Raw genomic sequence first — 19,083 nt, forward strand, 5'->3', positions numbered from 1 at the left:
GCACAAATGAACATGGATGTGAGCGCTATTTTCCAAATTGCGGGTATCGGAATTATCATTGGCATGATTCATACGGTACTGAAGCAGATGGGGAAAGAGGATATGGCGCAATGGGTAACCTTGATCGGCTTTGTCGTTGTACTATTTATGGTCATTCGGCTGCTGAACGATTTGTTTCAAGAAATCAAGACGATCTTCCTGTTCCAGTGAGACGTCTAGAGAAGCCGCAAGTAGGTGAATAGAGTTGGAGATTATTCAGATCGTCGGCCTCGGGCTGATCGCCACCATTCTCATCATTGTTGTCCGGGAGCAGAAGCCGTTGTTCGCTTTTCTGCTTGCGGCTTTTACCGGGCTTTTTATCTTCATCTTTCTTATCGGTAAAATCGATTCGGTCATCAAAGTACTTGAGGATCTGGCGAACCGCTCGGGCATACCATCCATTTACTTGAAGACGATTCTGAAAATAATCGGTATCGCCTACATCGTTGAATTTGGCGCACAGATTGTAAGGGATGCCGGTCAGGAAAGCATCGCATCAAGAATTGAGTTCGCCGGCAAGGTGCTTATTCTCGTCATGGCGGTTCCGATAATAAGCGTCATTGTCGAGACTGTAATCGGGCTGCTGCCGGCAGGGAGTTGAACGGATGAACAAGCTCTATAAGTATACCGTCCGTTTGATCACGTTCGTATGCATCGCCTGGCTGGTCAGCATGCTTCTGGTATCGCCGGTTACGGCTGCCGGGAACGCGCCGGAAGACGGAACAACGCAGCAGCAAAGCGAAACGACGATGACGGATCAGTTGACGGAAAGCCAGCTGAAAGGCTTGGACACCGGAACCGTCGAGAACTACTGGAACCAGCTGAAGGAACAATACGGCGGTTACTTTCCCGATGAGAAGATGCCGAGCTTCTTCGAAATGCTGAAGCCCGGCGGTGAAGGCCTCAAGCTGTCTACCGTATTCAAGGGATTACTTGGTTACTTCTTTCATGAAGTTCTTTATAACGGCAAGCTGCTTGTCACAATCGTTATGCTGACGGTATTCAGCATGGTTCTGGAAACGCTGCAGAACGCTTTCGAACGCAATGCCGTCAGCAAGGTGGCTTACTCGATTACCTACATGGTGCTTATCATCATTGCCGTCAACAGCTTTCATGTCGCGATCGGGTATGCCAAGGATGCGATCGGCACCATGATCCAGTTCATGCTTGCCATGATGCCGCTGCTTCTGACCTTGCTCGCTGCAATGGGCAACGTGTTGACGGTCTCGATTCTGCATCCGCTGATCATTTTCATGATCCATACGGTTGGAACCGTCATCTACACCATTGTGTTTCCGCTTCTGTTCTTCTCGGCCGTCCTTCACATCGTTAGCGCCATGTCAGATAAGTTCAAAGTGACCCAGCTGGCGAATCTGCTGCGGAACGTCGGAGTTGGGATCATGGGGGTGCTTGTCACGGTGTTTCTCGGCGTGCTTTCGGTGCAGGGGGCAAAAGGGGCAGTAACCGACGGGATTACGATGAGGACAGCCAAGTTCGTCACCGGCAACTTCGTTCCTGTGGTCGGGCGGATGTTCACGGATGCGGCGGATACGGTGATCTCGGCTTCCCTGCTTGCCAAAAACGCGATTGGCCTTGCCGGCGTTATTATTCTGCTGTTTCTCTGCGCATTCCCGGCTATCAAAATACTGACGCTGGCGCTTATCTACAATGTCTCTGCCGCAGCGATGCAGCCGCTTGGCGATTCTCCCATCGTCGCTTGCCTGCAAACGATAGGCAAAACGATGATCTACGTATTCGCCGCTCTCGCAGCCGTCAGTCTCATGTTCTTTCTGGCCGTCACCATCGTGCTCACGGCGGGCAACGCCGCTCTTATGGTCCGATGATGACCGTGCAGCATACCGAAGGGAGCGAGGATTCGTGATTGCTTGGCTCAGCGACTGGCTGAAGAATATTATCGCGGTTATCATGCTGGCGGCATTCGTCGAACTGCTCCTTCCGAACAAAGCGATGCTTCGTTATGCAAGGCTGGTCATAGGGCTTCTCATTTTGCTTACGATCATGTCGCCGATCCTTCGGCTGCTGCAAGGAGATTTTAATGCCAAGCTGAAGGAAGGAATCACCCACTGGGACCAGCTTGAACCGCAGCATGAGGTGAAGATGCCCACTCTGAGCGATATTCAGAAAAAAGCGGATGAGCTTAACAAGCAGCAAAACAATGACGCGGCGGTATTAATGGAGCAGACGCTGGAAGCCGCCATGAAGGATGCGGTAGTTAAGCAAATGAAGCTGGCGGTCGAGGCGGTGGACGTTTCCTTGAACTGGGAAAAGCAGGGGCAGAAATTAACGCCAACGATAGCTTCGGTACTGGTCACTTTGCTGGCGGAGAAAGCAGAGCCTGCGGGAACGGCTGAGCCGAATGAGGAGGACGTCAAAGAGGTTTCTGCTATTTCGGTAGACGTGGACGTACAGACGGAAACAGGCGGAACCGATAAGCAGCAGGCGGAAGCAGGCAAGTCAGAGGCTGGTGATGGCTGGGTGCAAGTTAACCCTACCGAAAGCAAGGAGATCAGGAGCTTGCTGGCCGAAGGCTGGGGGATCCGTTCAGCGAACGTTCAAGTAAGGCAGCGGGCAGGGAATAGCGATTAATGGAAAAGGAGAGGAAGCGCAGTGGCCAAATGGCTGAGTGGTCTGGAATCGATGGTGGGCGGCGGTCCGGGTGGTCCGAAGCGGGTTAAGACATTTAGGCTGCTTCTCGTTATCGGTTGTATTGGAGCGGCCCTCATGCTGCTGAACTCCTTTCTCAAATTCGACAAGGTCGATACCTTGACTCAGGGGCCGAACCCGCCTCCCCAGGATACGGCCGCAATGGGAGGGATAGGATCTTCCGACAACTCCACTTTTTCAGCTATTGAGCGGCCGTTGGAGAACAGGTTAAAAGAGATTTTGGAGAAAATCGTTGGCGTCGGCTCTGTGGACGTGCTGGTGACGATCGATTCCACGGAGGAGATTGAAATTGCCAGGAATGATCAGGAGTCGCAAAACATAACGGACGAGACGGACCGCAACGGAGGCAAGCGGCATATTACGGCGATCAACAAAGATGGCCAGGTCGTTATTGCTGAAGTAGCGGGCGATCAGAAGCCGATCGTGACGAAGACGATTAATCCGAGCATTCGCGGTGTGCTGATCGTCGCCAAAGGCGCCGAGAACCAGACCGTGAGACGCCTTATCATAGACGCGGTGGAGAAGGGCGTAAACGTCCCGGCCAACCGCATTTCCGTAGCGCCAAGCAAGCAATGATAATAAACCAATATTAGGAGGGTGTTCTATGAACACGAAAAGACAAACAATTTGGCTCGTATCGATGCTTAGTTTGATGGTCGTATTGTCCGCGTATTACCTGTTTACGCAAGATACCAAATCGCCAGACTTGCTCTCTGACGGCACGCAGCAGGAGCAGAAGGCGGGAGCAACGGAAGCGTCGTCAGGCAATAACAGCCAGATCGTCGTGGATCAAGTGGATCCTGCCGGCAACGCGTCCGGATCGAAAGACAGCGGCATCTCGGATGCCGACAAGCAGGTGCTTGACCAGATTGACGCGCAAGGCGGGGTAGACAGCAGCGTATTTGCCCAAGTTGAAGAGAAGCGCAGCGAGCTGAACAGCACGCAGCAGGATAAATTATTGGGCGATATGACAAATCTGCAGGATCCGAAAGAAGCGCAAGCAGCTGCTACGCAGCTCGACCAACTGGAAGAGAAAAACTCCAAATTGACAAGCATCGAGAACGAGTTAATGAAGACGTTCCAACAGGCAATCGTCAATGAAGAAGGCAACGGCTACAAGGTTCTGGTAGAAAGCGACAAGCTCGACAAGAGCCAAGCGGCAAACATTATCGATCTCGTTATGAAAACATTGGGCGTAGACGCAGACCAAGTTTCCGTGCAATTTATCAAATAAGGAAAGTAGAGGCCGGCAGGGTTTCATGCCCTGGCCGGCCTCTTTTTATTTGCTTTTTCGCCGCCAATTCTTCAACTCGAAACGCATCGCTGCTTCTTTGCGGAAGGATGGCGCATCCGTTGGCGACTAGCCGCGTTAAAAAATTGATTCGTGTTCTGCCGCGTTTATGATATAATGTTAGACGTTATGTAAAGGATAACTAGGATTATCCATCGAAACTGAATAATGCTATTTCCATCTGAGAAAACGCATACGAAGCAGAAGGCTTCGGAAACTTTTAAGGAGTGAAAACTATTCATGTTCAAATTGAGCGAGATTAAGGAATTGATCAAACTGGTTGATCAGACTTCCGTTCATGAGCTGGAGATCGAAAACGAAGGAGCACGCTTATTCATTCGCAAGCCTGGCAAAACCGAAGTGGTGAATGTACAAGCTGCAGCCCCAATTACGCATACATATACGCAGGCGCCTGTACTTGCACCGCAGCCGGTTCAAGAAGCTCCCGCAGCAGCGGTACAAACCAGCACGCCTGCAGCACGTCCCAACACGGACAACCTGCATCAGATTGTATCGCCGATGGTCGGCACGTTTTACAGCTCCCCGTCTCCGGACGCTGCGGCATTCGTTAAAGAAGGCGACCGCGTAAACGAGAAGAGCGTTGTATGCATCCTTGAAGCAATGAAGCTGATGAACGAGCTCGAAGCGGAAGTTCGCGGCGAAATCGTTGAGATTCTGGTGTCGAACGGTCAACTGGTTGAATACGGTCAGCCGCTCTTCCTTGTTAAACCGGAATAATACAAGCTCCGAATTTGGAGAAATTGTTGCCTGAGAGGAGTACAAACGTGAAATTCCAAAAAGTATTAATCGCTAACCGCGGAGAAATCGCGGTACGCATCATTCGTGCCTGCCGCGAACTCGGTATTTCCACAGTTGCCGTTTATTCCGAAGCAGACCGCGACTCCCTGCATGTACGTCTTGCAGACGAAGCGTACTGCATCGGTCCAACCGCATCCAAGGACAGCTATCTCAACCTGACCAACCTGATGAGCGTTGCTACGCTTACGGGCTGCGATGCCGTGCATCCGGGCTATGGATTCCTGGCTGAGAATGCGGATTTCGCAGAAATCTGCGAATCCTGCAACATTACGTTTATCGGTCCTTCCCCTGAAGCCATCAGCAAGATGGGCGACAAGGCGGTAGCCAAGCAAACCATGAAGGAAGCCGACGTACCGGTTATTCCGGGCTCTGACGGTCTGATTGAAAATATGGATGAAGCTGTCCGCGTTGCGCGCGAAATCGGTTATCCGGTTATTATCAAAGCGACAGCCGGCGGCGGCGGTAAAGGGATTCGTATTGCCGAAGACGAGGAATCGCTTGTTCAGCAAATTACGACAGCCCAGCAGGAAGCTCAGAAGGCGTTCGGCAATGCCGGCGTTTACCTGGAGAAGTACCTGACGGGCATGAAGCACGTCGAAATTCAAATTATGGCCGACAAGCATGGCAATGCCGTACATCTGTTCGAGCGCGACTGCTCCGTGCAGCGCCGCCGCCAGAAGCTTGTTGAAGAAGCTCCTTGTCCGGTTCTGACGCCGGCCATGCGCGAGCGGATGGGACGCGCTGCCGTGCGTGCGGCGCTTGCCGTGCAATATGCGGGAGCGGGGACGCTCGAATTCCTGCTTGGTCCGGACGGCAACTTCTACTTTATGGAGATGAACACCCGTATTCAGGTTGAACATCCGGTAACCGAGATGATTACAAATGTCGACCTGATCAAAGAGATGATCTCCGTAGCGGAAGGCAACCCGTTGTCGTTCAAGCAAGAAGATCTCCAGATCAACGGCTGGGCGATCGAATGCCGCATTAACGCCGAAGATTCGGAACGCAACTTTATGCCGTCTCCGGGTCCGATTCCGTTCTACCTGCCGCCGGGCGGCACGGGCGTACGGGTGGATAGCGCGGTATATCCGGGCTACACGATCTCCCCGCATTACGATTCGATGATCGCGAAGCTGATCGTTTGGGGCAGAACAAGGGAAGAAGCGATCGCGCGGATGAAGCGCGCTCTTGCCGAGTTCGCGATCGACGGAATCAAGACGACGATTCCGTTCCACCAGAAGCTCTTGAATCACCCGGTCTTTGTGAAGGGTAATTTCGATATTAAATTCCTCGAGGAATATGACGTTAACCAGCCGGAATTAGCCGAATAGTACAATCTGCTCCTGGTTTGTCATATTTCACGTCGAATGCTATAGTATAGAAATAAGATGCGAAGGCAACACTCCGGTATTTACCTCACGGTAAATACCCGGAGCGCGCAACTTTAAGGAGGTGTACAACCATCATGAGTACGATTGCTGCAGATTATGAGAGAACGGACATTGGCACGATTCAAATTGCCCCTGAAGTCATTGAAGTTATCGCGGGACTAGCTGCTGTCGAAGTGAAGGGCGTAGCGGGTATGAGCGGAGGTTTTGCAGGCGGTATCGCCGAGCTGCTTGGCCGCAAAAATTTATCCAAGGGTGTAAAAGTTGAAGTTGGCCAGCGGGAAGCCGCGGTCGACGTGTCGATTATCGTGGAGTACGGCAACCGGATTCCGGAGATCGCCTCGGAGATTCAACAGAATGTCAAACGCTCCATTGAAATGATGACGGGATTAAACGTTATTGAAGTGAACGTACATATTCACGATGTCCATTTCAAGACGGAGAGCAAGCCGGAAGAAGAAGATTCGAATTTCCGCGTGAAATAACATATACACGCAAATGAATTGAATTCATATAACCCCCTCGTGATGGTTATGCCGCTTCGCGCCAGGGGGTTTTCATTCGCTCAAATGCGAGGAGGCGTTACGTTGATCCGAATTATAGACAAGCTGTTCTTGTTTATTTACAGTATAGTCATCGGCGTTATATCCGTCTTTATTGCCTGTATCGGTTTTGAGTGGATACGGGAAGACGATTTGAATAATATGGTCAGCGAGCTTTACGGTACGGACTCATTCCTGATAACAACCATTGTAGTTGGTCTGGTTCTGCTCGTACTCAGCTTGCGCTTCTTTATTGTATCGCTGAAACGTTCTTCCTCTTCGGCGCCGTCGATCGACCAGCGTACCGACTTTGGCGATATTCGTATCTCGATTGAGACGATTGAGAATCTGGCTCTTAAGGCTGCCGGAAAGCAGCGCGGCGTAAAGGATCTGAAAGCGCGAATTCAGGCTTCCGATTCGGGTCTCAACATTATTTTGCGCGCGGTGGTAGACGGGGAAAACTCCATTCCTAGCCTTACGGAGGAAATCCAGAAGGCCGTAAAGGATCATGTGGAGGAAATCGCCGGCATTCCGGTGACGAACGTAGCCGTCTATATCGCTAACGTCATTCAATCCGCACCGAATAAAAGTCGCGTCGAGTAAAGGGGAGAATGCCGATGTGGAGGGAGTACTGGGCAGTCTATGGGAAACGGACGGTCGGCGCTGCCGCTGGTCTGTTTTTTGGATTCGTGTACTTGTTTGCCGGTTTTTGGGACATGCTGTTTTTCATACTGCTCGTCTCGGTAGGTTATTGGATTGGCAAACAAAAGGACTTGCAGAACGGTTCTATCCTGCCCTGGCAGAGGCTTTGGTCATGGCTCATGGAAAGGTATCGGCCGTTTAGATAATCCTGTGGTCTCCTCCGTACGCCGGAAGATGGATTGCCGCCAGTTCCGGGCAGGGAGGAGATCATAGGTTTTTTTATAAAAATAAGAGTAAATCGGCAGAGAAGCTGCCGAGGAGGAATTCATGAAACGTAGATTAGCACGCGAGATTGCAGTATCAAGCCTGTATCAATTGGAAATGAACGAAGTAACCCCCATGGAAGCCGTGGACATGCTTATGGAGGAAGCTCGTTCCGAGAACGAGATCGAAGCGGAATTCGTAGAGAATGATCAGACGGACCAATATGTCCGTGAGCTGGTTAACGGCGTTGCCGATAACAAAGCCGCGATCGACGAGATGCTGCAGCATTATTTGACGGGCTGGCAGGTTGATCGCTTATCTCGCGTAGACCGTCAAATTTTGCGTCTTGCCTGCTTTGAGATTGCCTACCGCAACGATGTTCCGCCTAAAGCCGCAATCAACGAAGCGATCGAACTGGCCAAGCATTTCGGCACGGAGGAATCCGGTAAATTCGTAAACGGCGTGCTGGGCAAGCTGCTTAAAGAACGCGAAGGCGAGACGGCAAATTCGGAATCGACTAATTAGATAAGCGGCCTGTCGGCCGTCTACATAGGGGAGAGATGATGATGAGCGCACAAATTATTGCAGGGAAAAAGATTTCGGATATGATCCGGGAAGAAATTCAGAAGGAAACGGCTGATCTGAGAGAAAAAGGCGTCGTACCCGGTCTTGCGGTTGTTCTCGTAGGCGAGGACCCGGCTTCGAAGGTCTATGTGGGCTCGAAAGAGAAAGCCTGCCAGCAGCTTGGCTTCCATTCCGAGGTTCACCGCTTGGAAGAGTCTGCTTCGGAAGAGCAATTGCTTGCGCTTATTGATCAATTGAATAACGATGACAAGATCAACGGTATTCTCGTACAGCTTCCACTGCCTAAACACATCAACGAAAAAGCGGTTATTGACGCCATTCGCGTGGAGAAGGACGTTGACGGCTTCCATCCTGAAAGCGTCGGTAATCTGGTTATTGGCGATGACAGCCTTCTGCCGTGCACGCCTGCCGGCTGCATTGAGTTGATCAAACGGAGCGGCGTGGATATTTCGGGTAAACACGCTGTCGTGATCGGCCGCAGCAACATTGTGGGGAAACCGGTTGCTATGCTGCTTCTCCGCGAGAACGCAACCGTTACGATCTGTCATTCCCGTACAGCCAACATGGAGGAAATCGCTAAACAAGCTGACATCCTCGTTGTAGCCATCGGCAAAGCGAAAGCTATTGACAGCAAATACGTGAAGCCTGGTGCGGTCGTGATCGACGTAGGCATTAATCGCCTGCCTGACGGCAAGCTTTGCGGGGACGTAGACTATGATGACTGTCTGGAAACGGCAGGCTTTATTACTCCGGTACCGGGCGGCGTTGGTCCTATGACGATTACCATGCTTATGAACAACACGATTACTGCTGCGAAGCGAGCACACAAAATCGGGGAGTGATTGCGCTATGGCAGATCAACCTCGCATATATTCGATAAAAGATATTAACCGGTACATCCGGATGAAGCTCGAGTCGGATGCCTTGCTCGGGGATGTATGGCTGAGAGGGGAGATTTCCAATTTTACTCACCACTCCAGCGGCCATATGTATTTTACGCTCAAGGATAAGGACAGTCGGCTAAAATGCATCATGTTTGCTTCGCATAATCAGCGGCTGCCGTTTATCCCGCGTGAAGGCACTAAAGTCATGGCGCGCGGTAATGTATCGGTCTACGAGCGCGACGGAAACTATCAGTTTTATGTGACGGCTATGCAGCCGGACGGAATTGGTAGCTTGTATCTAGCTTATGAACAGCTGAAATCAAAGCTGGAGACGGAAGGGTTGTTTGCCGAATCGCGCAAACGGCCCATTCCGCGTTTTCCCCGGGCTATAGGGGTAATCACTTCTCCTACCGGCGCGGCGGTCCGGGATATTATCATTACGCTGCAGCGCAGGCATCCTTCCGTTCCTATTTATGTGTATCCGGTGCTGGTCCAAGGGACGCAAGCGGCACCTTCCATTGTAAAAGCGATTGAATCGATGAACCGTTTTGGCGAAGTCGACGTATTAATTGTAGGCAGGGGCGGAGGTTCTTTGGAAGAACTTTGGGCATTTAACGAAGAACCTGTCGCAAGAAGCATTGCCGCATCGCAAATTCCCGTCATTAGCGCGGTTGGGCACGAGACGGATTTTACGATAGCGGATTTTGTCGCCGATCTTCGGGCGGCAACGCCAACCGCGGCCGCGGAGCTTGCGGTGCCGCATGTAGCGGAGCTGCAGCAGCAGCTGGCAAGGCAACGGCAACGGTTAGAGCAATCGCTCCGTATGATGGTTCAAGGCCGTAAGGAGCAGCTGCAGCGCGTTAGAAGGTCACCGTTTTTTGTGCATCCGCGTAAATATTTGCTGGATCAGGCACAGCGGCTGGACCGTTTGCAGGAACGACTGCAACATCGGACTTTACGATTAACCGAACGCGGGAAAGCAAAGCTTGAAAGACTTCAAAGCCAATTAGCCGGGCATCATCCGGGAGAGCAGGCTGCTTTTGCGGCTAAGCGTCTGCAAGGTGATGTAAAACGGCTTGAGCAGGCGATGGTATCCTCTCTAAAAGAGCGGCGTTTACAGCTCCATAGCGCAATTAGGCAGCTGGATGCGCTTAGTCCTCTCAAGGTAATGGCCAGAGGCTACAGCCTGGTCTACGACGAACAGGAAAAGCGACTGATTAAATCCATTGCAGATGTTCAGCCGGGTGATCTTGTAAGGGTGAAGGTAGCGGACGGACAGCTAGATTGTCATGTCTGGTCAATGAAAGGAGAAGATGGCGTTGAAAGCAGCGGAGAATAGTGAACTTAGTTTTGAGGAAGCAATGGAACAGCTGGAGAAAATCGTCGAACGGCTTGAAAACGGCGATGTACCGCTCGAAACGGCAATCGATCTGTTCCAGGAAGGCATGAAGCTGTCGCAGCTGTGCGGCGGCAAGCTGGAGCAGGTTGAGCGCAAGATTGAAGTGCTGATTGAATCAGAGCAAGGTTTTCAGAAGAAGGCATTCGCTCCAATGAACGAGGAAAAAGGGGAATAACGTTGATTACAGATATCAAGACCTACTTGCATGAATGTGCCGCGCTTGTTGAAAAGTCGCTTCCCGAAGCGCTGCCTGCCGAATGGAATATTCCGCTGCAGCTCAGGGAATCCATGCTGTATTCCCTGCAGGCCGGAGGAAAACGGCTGCGTCCGGCACTCGTTCTGGCCGCCGCGGAGGCCGTGCACGGCCAGGCAGCGGCTGCTCGCCATGCGCTTCCGGTTGCATGCGCAATTGAATATATTCACACGTATTCGTTGATCCATGACGACCTGCCGGCCATGGACAACGATGATTATCGCCGGGGGAAGTTGACGAATCACAAGGTGTTCGGAGAGGCGATGGCGATTCTGGCTGGAGACGCCCTGCTGACGCACGCGTTTCACCTTATTCCGAGAGTAGCGCGCCTTGGCGGAATCAGCGCCGAAGTAGCTCTTGATATCGTGGAAGACCTTGCCATGCTTGCCGGTGCAAGAGGCATGGTTGGCGGTCAGGCGGCCGATATGCAGGGAGAGCAGGGAATCACCTCGATTGAGGAGCTTGAATACATTCATCTTCACAAAACGAGCGATTTGATTGTTTTCTCGGTAACGGCGGGCGGCCGCATTGGGGGCGCAACGGCAGAGCAGCTTGAAGCGCTGCGCCATTACGGGCGCAATATCGGTCTTGCCTTCCAGATTCAAGACGACATTCTTGATCTGATTGGCGACGAGCAAAAGCTTGGCAAAAAAACAAACAGCGATGTTGAGCAGCAAAAGGTTACGTATCCTTATCTAATCGGGATCGAAGAGAGCAAAGCGCAAGTCAAACGGTTAACTCGCGAAGCGAAGGCTGCCATTCTCGAAGCACAGCTGGATGCGCCGGATAAATTGCTGCTCATTGCCGATTACCTTGTGCAACGAGACTATTGATTAGGATCGTGCAACTGGGTACATTGGGAAATGTTCTGCAATTGTGCTATAATGATTGAAATATTTTGACGTTTATTGTGGAATGGGATCATGCTCGAAATGTCGTATTCCAGAAAGCGAGGAAGTAACGTGCTGCTTGATCAAATTAACGGACCTCAAGACCTGAAAGATTTATCAGTGGGAGAGCTGGAACGGTTAGCCGAGGAAATTCGCCAGTTTCTTATTGAGAAGCTTTCCGTTACAGGTGGTCATCTCGCACCTAACCTGGGGGTTGTGGAGCTGACTCTCGTCCTCCATTATCTGTTTGACAGTCCGAAGGATAAGTTTCTATTTGACGTAGGACATCAATCGTATGTTCACAAAGTTTTGACCGGGCGTAAAGACCGGTTTGATACATTGCGTAAATATAAAGGGCTGTGCGGCTTTGTCAAACGCGCCGAAAGCGAACATGACGTTTGGGAAGCCGGCCACAGCAGCACTTCTCTGTCGGCCGCGATGGGCATGGCTCTGGCCCGTGACCTGAAAGGCGAGAATAACCGGGTTGTTGCCGTCATCGGCGATGGCGCCCTGACAGGCGGCATGGCGCTTGAAGCGTTGAACCATATCGGGGACGAGAAGAGAAAACTGATTGTCGTTCTGAATGACAACGAAATGTCGATCGCGCCAAACGTTGGTGCCATGCATCATTATTTGAGCAAGATCCGTACCGACCGCCATTACCAGAAGGCGAAGGATGAGCTTCAGCATCTGCTGAACAAAATTCCGGCCATCGGCGGCAAGTTGGCGAAGACGGCCGAGCGTTTCAAGGACAGCTTGAAATATTTGCTGGTCAGCGGCATTTTGTTTGAACAGTTCGGCTTTACGTATCTTGGACCGGTAGACGGCCATGACATGGAGCAGATGCTCGAACTCTTCAAGCAGGCGGATTCCATCCCCGGGCCGGTTCTCGTGCACGTTATTACGGTGAAGGGAAAAGGCTATTCTCCAGCCGAGGTAGATTCCTTCAAGTGGCATGGCATTTCACCGTACAAGATTGAATCGGGCCAAGTGGTAAAGGCGGTTGGTCCGCCTATGTACACGGAAGTATTCGGCAACGCCCTTATTGAGCTGGCTGAGATGGATAAACGGATTGTTGCGGTAACTCCGGCAATGCCGGGCGGTTCCGGCTTGCTCCCGTTCGCTGAACGATTCCCGAACCGCATGATCGACGTTGGCATTGCCGAGCAGCATGCCGCTACGATGTCGGCTGCTCTCGCCATGGAAGGCATGAAGCCGGTCTACGCCGTTTATTCGACCTTCCTGCAGCGTGCCTATGACCAGGTTGTGCATGATATTTGCCGCCAGAACGCCAACGTGGTATTCGCGATAGACCGGGCGGGCTTTGTTGGTCCTGACGGAGAGACGCATCAAGGCGTGTACGATATTGCGTTCCTTCGCCATGTGCCTAATCTTGTCATTATGATGCCAAAGGACGAGAATGAGCTTCGCCGCATGATGAAGACGGCAATCGACTACAATGAAGGGCCGATTGCGGTCCGTTATCCGCGCATTAACGGCCTCGGCGTGAAGATGGACGAAGTGATGCGTCCGCTTCCGATCGGGAAGTGGGAGACGCTTCGCGAAGGCGATTCCGCCGTTATCCTGGCGATGGGGCCAATGATTCAGGTAGCCGAAGAAGCTGCGGATCTTTTGAAGAGAGACGGCCTCAATGTTCAAATCGTTAATGCCAGATTCATTAAACCGCTTGATGAAGAGATGCTGCTGTCGTTTGCAGCGGAAGGCAAGCATATTCTCGTCATCGAAGAAAGCTCCGAGCTTGGCGGGTTCGGCAGTTCGGTAATGGAGTTTTACTCCCTCCGTGGAATTTATGGCATGCCGGTCCGCATTATGGGCGTTCCGGATATTTTCGTGGAGCACGGTTCCATTAAGGAGCAGCGCGTGGAAGTTGGTTTAACGGGAGAACGGGCGGCGATGGAGATCAAAAACCTGCTGCCAAGCCTCCAGAAACGCGCAACCGGACAGTAACGAAGGAGAATCATGACGACAACACCTAAGGAAAGAATAGATGTATTGCTTGTGGAACGCGGGTTCTACGAGAGCAGGGAAAAAGCGAAGGCGGCCGTTATGGCCGGTCTGGTGCTGGTGAATAACGAGCCGGTAGACAAAGGCGGCATGAAGGTCCCGCGGGAAGCGGAGATCAAAGTGAAAGGCGCTGTCCACCCTTACGTCAGCCGAGGCGGGCTTAAGCTGGAAAAAGCGATCCGGTCCTTCGATATCGACTTAACCGGGAGGGTAATGCTGGACATCGGCGCTTCAACCGGCGGTTTTACCGATTGTGCCTTGCAGCACGGCGCTTCGTTTGTATATGCCATCGATGTTGGATATAACCAGCTGGATTGGTCGCTCAGACAGGATGAACGGGTCCGCGTAATGGAGCGTACCAACTTCCGGTATACGCAGCCGGCCGATCTGGACGGTCCGCCGCCTACTTTTGCCTCGATTGACGTATCCTTTATATCGCTCAAGCTGATTTTGCCGGCACTCAGCGGTCTGCTGAGCGTAGGCTCCGGAATTGTCGCCCTTATTAAGCCGCAATTCGAGGCAGGGCGGGAGAAGGTTGGCAAATCGGGCGTTGTCCGGGAGCCAAGCGTTCATAAGGAAGTGCTCGAGACGGTTCTGAAGGCTGCGTCAGAGCTTGGCTACAAGCTGCAAGACCTGACGTTCTCACCGATTACGGGCGGGGAGGGCAATATCGAGTTTCTCGCCTACTGGACATGGGAGAATGAGCCGAACGGGCCAATCCCTGACGAAGAAGGCATCAAGGACGTTGTCCGTCAAGCCGGCGAGACCTTCACCGTAAAACAGAAACATTAACCGTAGCAGCCGTGTTTTGCGCAATTGGCGTAATCGCCCGTATTGGAGCAACACGTATTATAAGGGAATGCTTCGACCGTTTTGAAAGCGGCCAGCGTTCCCTTTTGTTTTTCCTCTTTACAAACATGTGTTCGATTTGCTAAACTGAGAGCAACCAAACATGCGTTCGTCCGTTTGTTTTTAAGAGGAAAATGCTCCCTTCATCACGAACCAATTAAGATAGGTTCTAATGGAATGGAGGGCTGCTTATGGAAATGTACGGTGACTGGTTTATTATGCTGGTCGCTGGCGCGTTTTTGTTATTCTGGGCGTACCGGGGATTCTATCGCTGGCTTCACCAGCCTGCAAGCGTCAATCGATTGACGCTTGGCAAAGGCGGTGAACTTGCTAAAGATGACGAGAACATTCAGTTCCTGAAACGTTCGGGATATGGAGTTGTTTCCGGTAAGCACAGGGTTCCGATCGGAATCGAATTGGACGGACAATCACTTAACAGCCGATTGTACATTGATTATATTGCCGAGCAAGATGGCAAAATGTATATTGTAAAAACTGCTCGAGAACGTATGCCGATGGATTGGACAGGCAGCGGTGTTCGAGACCGCCTGCTTGTATATTCCCTCCTGTTGCCCGAGTGTGCGGGAGTTTTGTTTGTAGACGTGAAAGAGCAGATCATTCGGCGAATTATTTTTGACATAAGCGATTAGCTAGTTTGGGGAGGAAAGTTATGAAGGGCATCAGACAGTACAAAATCAAGGAATTAATTACGAAGAGTACAATCGAAACGCAAGAGGAACTGGTGGACGCCCTTAGGGATGCGGGACTTCAGGTAACTCAAGCTACCGTATCCAGAGATATGAAAGAGCTTATGCTCATTAAAGTACCCGCAGGCGATGGACGTTATAAATACTCGCTGCCACAGGATCAGCAGCGTCAGAATCCCATCAATAAGCTGAAGCGGGCGCTTATCGATCATTTTACCCATATCGACTTTACCGAGAATCTGGTGGTCATGAAATGCTTGCCAGGCACAGCCAATGCGATTGGCGCGCTGATCGACAACATGGAATGGCCGGAGGTCATGGGGACGATATGCGGCGATGATACGATCCTTATCATTTGCAGAACGAAGGAGAAGAGCGGCGAGCTTGTCGAGAAGCTGCTCGACCTTCTGAATTAAACATTGTTGGAGGTCATTGGCCATGCTGCGCGAGCTATCCATTCGGAATTTAGCCGTTATTGAGGAAGTAAACGTTTCGTTTCATCATGGATTTCATGTATTAACAGGCGAGACAGGTGCGGGGAAATCCATACTTATTGACGCACTTAGCTTAATTGTTGGTGGACGGGGCTCCGCAGATATGGTCAGGTATGGCTGTGATAAAGCCGAGATGGAGGCAATGTTCGATTTGCCGTCCCAGCATCCGGTATGGGCAGTAATGGAGCGGCTTGGCGTACAGGCGTCGAGAGAAGAGATGCTTGTTATAAGACGCGAGCTGACTTCTCATGGCAAGAGCAGCAGCCGTGTAAACGGACAGCTTGTCACGATGACGATGCTGAGGGAGATCGGCGAATGCCTTGTTAATATCCATGGTCAGCATGAGCATCAATCGCTCTTGCGGACCGAGCAGCATCTTGAATGGCTGGACTTGTTTGCTGGCGATTTGCTCATTGAGCGGAAGACTGCTTATCGTGCCGTGTATCAGCAGCTTCAGCAAGCGCGTGCATCCCTTCGCGAGCTGGAAGAGACAACCCGCCATAATGTTCAGATGCTGGATTTGTACCGCTATCAGATCGAAGAGATCTCAAATGCCAAGCTTAAAGACGGCGAGGATGAGCAGTTGGCTGAGGAACGCCGTAAGCTGCAATACGCAGGCAAACGGATGGATTCCGTATCCGAAGCTTACGCCTTGCTGTACAACGGCAAAGGCCTTGACGCAATCAGTAAAGCCATCAGCAAGCTGACCGATATCCAGACTTATGATCCAGCAGTGCTAACGCCTATGCTGGAACAGCTTCAGTCTGCTTTTTACCAAGCCGAAGACGCGGTTTTCCAGCTTCGCGATTACAGGGACAGCATTGATTCTGATCCGGAGCAGCTGTCCATTATTGAAGACAGGCTGGATTTGATCAACGGACTGAAACGCAAATACGGAGAGTCTATCCCGGATATTCTTCAATATTTGGAGCGCATTACGGAAGAGCGTGACAAAATCGAGAACCGCGACGAGTATCTGGAAAAGCTGCGAAAAGATGAATTGCGACTGTATTTGCAGGCACATGAATTGGCACAGGAGTTGTCCGAGCTTCGATCCCATGCATCTGAACGTCTCGCAGCCGCAATCGAGCTTGAGCTTAAGCAGCTTCAGATGGGCAATACGATCTTCCGGGTTCAGCTCGACCACTCGTCAGCTTCTGAAACGTCGGAGATGGCGGTTCTTAACGCTAACGGCATCGATGAAGCCATCTTTATGTTGTCGACGAATCCAGGCGAGCCGCTTAAACCGCTTAATAAAATTGCTTCCGGCGGCGAGATGTCCCGAATCATGCTTGCGCTTAAGGCAATTTTTGCCGAGATCGACCAAGTGCCTGTTCTGGTCTTTGATGAAGTGGATACCGGCGTAAGCGGCAGAGCGGCGCAAGCCATTGCGGAGAAAATGTCGCAGCTGTCTGCGAAATGCCAGATCTTCTCCATTACGCATCTGCCTCAGGTTGCTTGCATGGCGGATCACCATTACGAAATTAAGAAGCATATTATTGAACAACGCACTTCCACAAATGTCACGAAGCTGGTGGAGCACTCGCGTATTGAAGAGCTTGCCCGCATGCTGGGCGGCGTTGAAGTAACGGAAAAAACACGTCATCATGCTCAAGAAATGCTTGTTTTGGCGGATCGGCAGAAGGGAGCCTAAAGGAAGGTATTCAGGGAATGTTTTTGTGGTCATAAAACAAACAGTGCAGGGTAACTTAAAGGTACGCCAATGGCGAAACGACCTTACTCGTCATGCGATGGAATAACAGGGAGCGTGAAATCATTGAACTCCAGCCCAAGGAAGAAATGGTTTGGCCTAGTTCTCGTTATCTGCGTCTGCATGATCGGACTCTCCGCGCCGTTTCAACATTTTGCCGCATTCCCGAATGAACTTCGTTTATTCTCCGGCCAACTGAAACGATTACAATATGGAGTTCCCGTACATGCAGAAGTTACCGTGGATCCACGAATGCTTCAAATCAATGGCTCAACCCGTCAGTCATTATCAGTCAATTTGAATGACCCCATTTCGTTACAGCCGCATCAAAGCGGACAGACGAGCATGAAAGTGAAATTATTTGGTAAAATTCCGTTCAAGACCGTTAAAGTGAATGTCGTGCCTGATTTAAGGGTGATCCCGGGTGGTCAGACAATTGGCGTGAAAGTGAAATCCGCCGGTATTCTTGTTGTTGGCCATCATCAGGTTCGCGCGAGTAACGGAACAAAGGAGTCGCCTGGTGAAAAAGCAGGTCTCCGTTTAGGCGATCTTATTATTAGGATCGATGGGCACAATATTAATGAAGTCAGCAAGGTGGCCAATCTGGTGGAGCAAGCAGGCAAGGAGCAGCGTCCGCTTGCAATTACTTACAAACGTAATGGTACCATCGGAGAAACGAGGCTTTATCCGGTCCGTGATGCAGAAGAGCGCAATTGGAAGCTTGGTCTTTATATTCGGGATTCAGCGGCCGGTGTCGGTACATTAACGTTTTATGCTCCTGATCAAGGTGTCTACGGTGCTCTTGGCCATGTCATTACCGATATGGATACCCAGACGCCGATCGAAGTTGGCGAAGGGCAGATCCTGCAGTCCAGCGTGACGTCCATTAACAAGAGCCAAACGGGAGAGCCGGGTGAGAAACGTGCCCATTTTGTCAAAGAAGGCAAGATTTTAGGCAATATCGAACGAAACACGCCATTCGGTATTTTTGGCAAAATGAACGAAAACCCGAACCATAGCTTTAGCGATAAAACGATTCCTGTGACGTTCGCCGAAGATGTTAAAGAAGGTCCGGCTCAAATTTTGACTGTTGTTAACGGACAAAAGGTCGAGCGGTTTGATATTGAGATCGCTCATGTTACGAAACAGCCTGCGCCAGCAACCAAAGGTATGGTTATTAAAATTACCGATAAACGCCTTCTTGATAAAACGGGGGGGATTGTTCAAGGGATGTCGGGTTCTCCGATTATCCAGAACGGGAAACTGGTTGGAGCCGTTACGCATGTCTTTGTTAACGATCCTGCTTCGGGTTACGGATGCTTTATTGAATGGATGCTGCAGGATGCAGGCATCTTGATGAGAGAGAAATCAACGCAAGGTACAGCTGCATAACCAATAAAATAACCGCTGATTGGGCTTGTTAAACCCTTCAGCGGTTTCTTCATGGAGACGTCTGGAATTGGTTGGATTTGTCGAAAATATACGAACGGCATCATAAATTGTAATAAATTATTTATTATAACGAAAAAGATTAAAAAATCAAAGGAAAAAAATTTTCGACAGAAGGAATTTAAACCGGCATGTCGAAAACTTTATCCAAGACAACTAGGGAAAGG

The 19,083-nt window shown here is 51.0% G+C and carries 22 protein-coding genes; all 22 read left to right on the forward strand.

Features of this window, described 5'->3' with window-relative positions:
- Window positions 1-6: 6 nt before the first annotated feature.
- Complete coding sequence (gene spoIIIAC / locus ACR9FF_RS11280; RefSeq protein ID WP_015843896.1) at window positions 7-210, forward strand: stage III sporulation protein AC; 204 nt, start codon at window positions 7-9, stop codon at window positions 208-210.
- Window positions 211-244: 34 nt separating this feature from the next.
- Entirely contained in the window at window positions 245-640 is a 396-nt protein-coding gene (gene spoIIIAD / locus ACR9FF_RS11285; RefSeq protein ID WP_015843897.1) for a stage III sporulation protein AD, read from the forward strand.
- Window positions 641-644: 4 nt separating this feature from the next.
- Entirely contained in the window at window positions 645-1,883 is a 1,239-nt protein-coding gene (spoIIIAE, locus tag ACR9FF_RS11290) for a stage III sporulation protein AE (protein ID WP_201003665.1), read from the forward strand.
- A 34-nt stretch (window positions 1,884-1,917) separates the two neighbouring features.
- Window positions 1,918-2,646, forward strand: a complete 729-nt coding sequence (spoIIIAF, locus tag ACR9FF_RS11295) for a stage III sporulation protein AF (RefSeq protein WP_435171104.1) — start codon at window positions 1,918-1,920, stop codon at window positions 2,644-2,646.
- 21 nt (window positions 2,647-2,667) lie between these two features.
- Window positions 2,668-3,300 carry a stage III sporulation protein AG gene (gene spoIIIAG / locus ACR9FF_RS11300; RefSeq protein WP_201003661.1) on the forward strand — a complete coding sequence of 211 codons (633 nt, stop codon included), beginning with the start codon at window positions 2,668-2,670 and terminating at the stop codon, window positions 3,298-3,300.
- A 28-nt stretch (window positions 3,301-3,328) separates the two neighbouring features.
- Window positions 3,329-3,958, forward strand: coding sequence for a SpoIIIAH-like family protein (locus tag ACR9FF_RS11305; RefSeq protein ID WP_127494365.1), 630 nt, complete (start codon window positions 3,329-3,331; stop codon window positions 3,956-3,958).
- 297 nt (window positions 3,959-4,255) lie between these two features.
- Entirely contained in the window at window positions 4,256-4,753 is a 498-nt protein-coding gene (accB, locus tag ACR9FF_RS11310; protein WP_127494363.1) for an acetyl-CoA carboxylase biotin carboxyl carrier protein, read from the forward strand.
- A 47-nt stretch (window positions 4,754-4,800) separates the two neighbouring features.
- Window positions 4,801-6,165, forward strand: a complete 1,365-nt coding sequence (gene accC, locus ACR9FF_RS11315; RefSeq protein WP_435171108.1) for an acetyl-CoA carboxylase biotin carboxylase subunit — start codon at window positions 4,801-4,803, stop codon at window positions 6,163-6,165.
- 134 nt (window positions 6,166-6,299) lie between these two features.
- Window positions 6,300-6,707 carry an Asp23/Gls24 family envelope stress response protein gene (locus ACR9FF_RS11320; RefSeq protein ID WP_127494359.1) on the forward strand — a complete coding sequence of 136 codons (408 nt, stop codon included), beginning with the start codon at window positions 6,300-6,302 and terminating at the stop codon, window positions 6,705-6,707.
- 102 nt (window positions 6,708-6,809) lie between these two features.
- Window positions 6,810-7,367: an alkaline shock response membrane anchor protein AmaP gene (amaP, locus tag ACR9FF_RS11325; RefSeq protein WP_127494357.1), complete on the forward strand. Its 558-nt coding sequence runs from the start codon at window positions 6,810-6,812 to the stop codon at window positions 7,365-7,367.
- Window positions 7,368-7,381: 14 nt separating this feature from the next.
- On the forward strand, window positions 7,382-7,612 hold the full coding sequence (locus ACR9FF_RS11330) for a DUF2273 domain-containing protein (protein WP_015843906.1): 231 nt from the start codon (window positions 7,382-7,384) through the stop codon (window positions 7,610-7,612).
- Between the two features lie 121 nt (window positions 7,613-7,733).
- The gene (gene nusB, locus ACR9FF_RS11335) at window positions 7,734-8,195 is read left to right on the forward strand and encodes a transcription antitermination factor NusB (RefSeq protein WP_127494355.1); all 462 of its coding nucleotides are present in this window, start codon (window positions 7,734-7,736) and stop codon (window positions 8,193-8,195) included.
- A gap of 41 nt (window positions 8,196-8,236) precedes the next feature.
- A complete protein-coding gene (gene folD / locus ACR9FF_RS11340) occupies window positions 8,237-9,097 on the forward strand; it encodes a bifunctional methylenetetrahydrofolate dehydrogenase/methenyltetrahydrofolate cyclohydrolase FolD (protein ID WP_201003652.1) in 861 nt (286 codons plus the stop codon).
- A gap of 7 nt (window positions 9,098-9,104) precedes the next feature.
- A complete protein-coding gene (gene xseA, locus ACR9FF_RS11345; protein ID WP_201003650.1) occupies window positions 9,105-10,478 on the forward strand; it encodes an exodeoxyribonuclease VII large subunit in 1,374 nt (457 codons plus the stop codon).
- Complete coding sequence (gene xseB / locus ACR9FF_RS11350; protein WP_435171113.1) at window positions 10,453-10,713, forward strand: exodeoxyribonuclease VII small subunit; 261 nt, start codon at window positions 10,453-10,455, stop codon at window positions 10,711-10,713. The genes xseA and xseB overlap by 26 nt, the downstream gene beginning before the upstream one ends.
- Before the next feature lie 2 nt (window positions 10,714-10,715).
- Window positions 10,716-11,624 carry a polyprenyl synthetase family protein gene (locus ACR9FF_RS11355; protein WP_127494347.1) on the forward strand — a complete coding sequence of 303 codons (909 nt, stop codon included), beginning with the start codon at window positions 10,716-10,718 and terminating at the stop codon, window positions 11,622-11,624.
- Between the two features lie 129 nt (window positions 11,625-11,753).
- A complete protein-coding gene (gene dxs / locus ACR9FF_RS11360) occupies window positions 11,754-13,649 on the forward strand; it encodes a 1-deoxy-D-xylulose-5-phosphate synthase (RefSeq protein ID WP_435171117.1) in 1,896 nt (631 codons plus the stop codon).
- A gap of 12 nt (window positions 13,650-13,661) precedes the next feature.
- A complete protein-coding gene (locus tag ACR9FF_RS11365; RefSeq protein WP_201003644.1) occupies window positions 13,662-14,498 on the forward strand; it encodes a TlyA family RNA methyltransferase in 837 nt (278 codons plus the stop codon).
- Between the two features lie 248 nt (window positions 14,499-14,746).
- Window positions 14,747-15,205 carry a hypothetical protein gene (locus ACR9FF_RS11370; protein ID WP_127494340.1) on the forward strand — a complete coding sequence of 153 codons (459 nt, stop codon included), beginning with the start codon at window positions 14,747-14,749 and terminating at the stop codon, window positions 15,203-15,205.
- A 20-nt stretch (window positions 15,206-15,225) separates the two neighbouring features.
- Complete coding sequence (ahrC, locus tag ACR9FF_RS11375) at window positions 15,226-15,678, forward strand: transcriptional regulator AhrC/ArgR (protein WP_127494338.1); 453 nt, start codon at window positions 15,226-15,228, stop codon at window positions 15,676-15,678.
- Between the two features lie 22 nt (window positions 15,679-15,700).
- Complete coding sequence (recN, locus tag ACR9FF_RS11380) at window positions 15,701-17,410, forward strand: DNA repair protein RecN (protein ID WP_435171121.1); 1,710 nt, start codon at window positions 15,701-15,703, stop codon at window positions 17,408-17,410.
- Window positions 17,411-17,533: 123 nt separating this feature from the next.
- Window positions 17,534-18,859, forward strand: a complete 1,326-nt coding sequence (gene spoIVB, locus ACR9FF_RS11385) for a SpoIVB peptidase (RefSeq protein WP_174806548.1) — start codon at window positions 17,534-17,536, stop codon at window positions 18,857-18,859.
- Window positions 18,860-19,083 lie beyond the last annotated feature (224 nt).

The sequence above is a fragment of the Paenibacillus glycanilyticus genome (genome assembly GCF_051200795.1).
In the GTDB taxonomy this organism is placed as follows: domain Bacteria; phylum Bacillota; class Bacilli; order Paenibacillales; family Paenibacillaceae; genus Pristimantibacillus; species Pristimantibacillus glycanilyticus.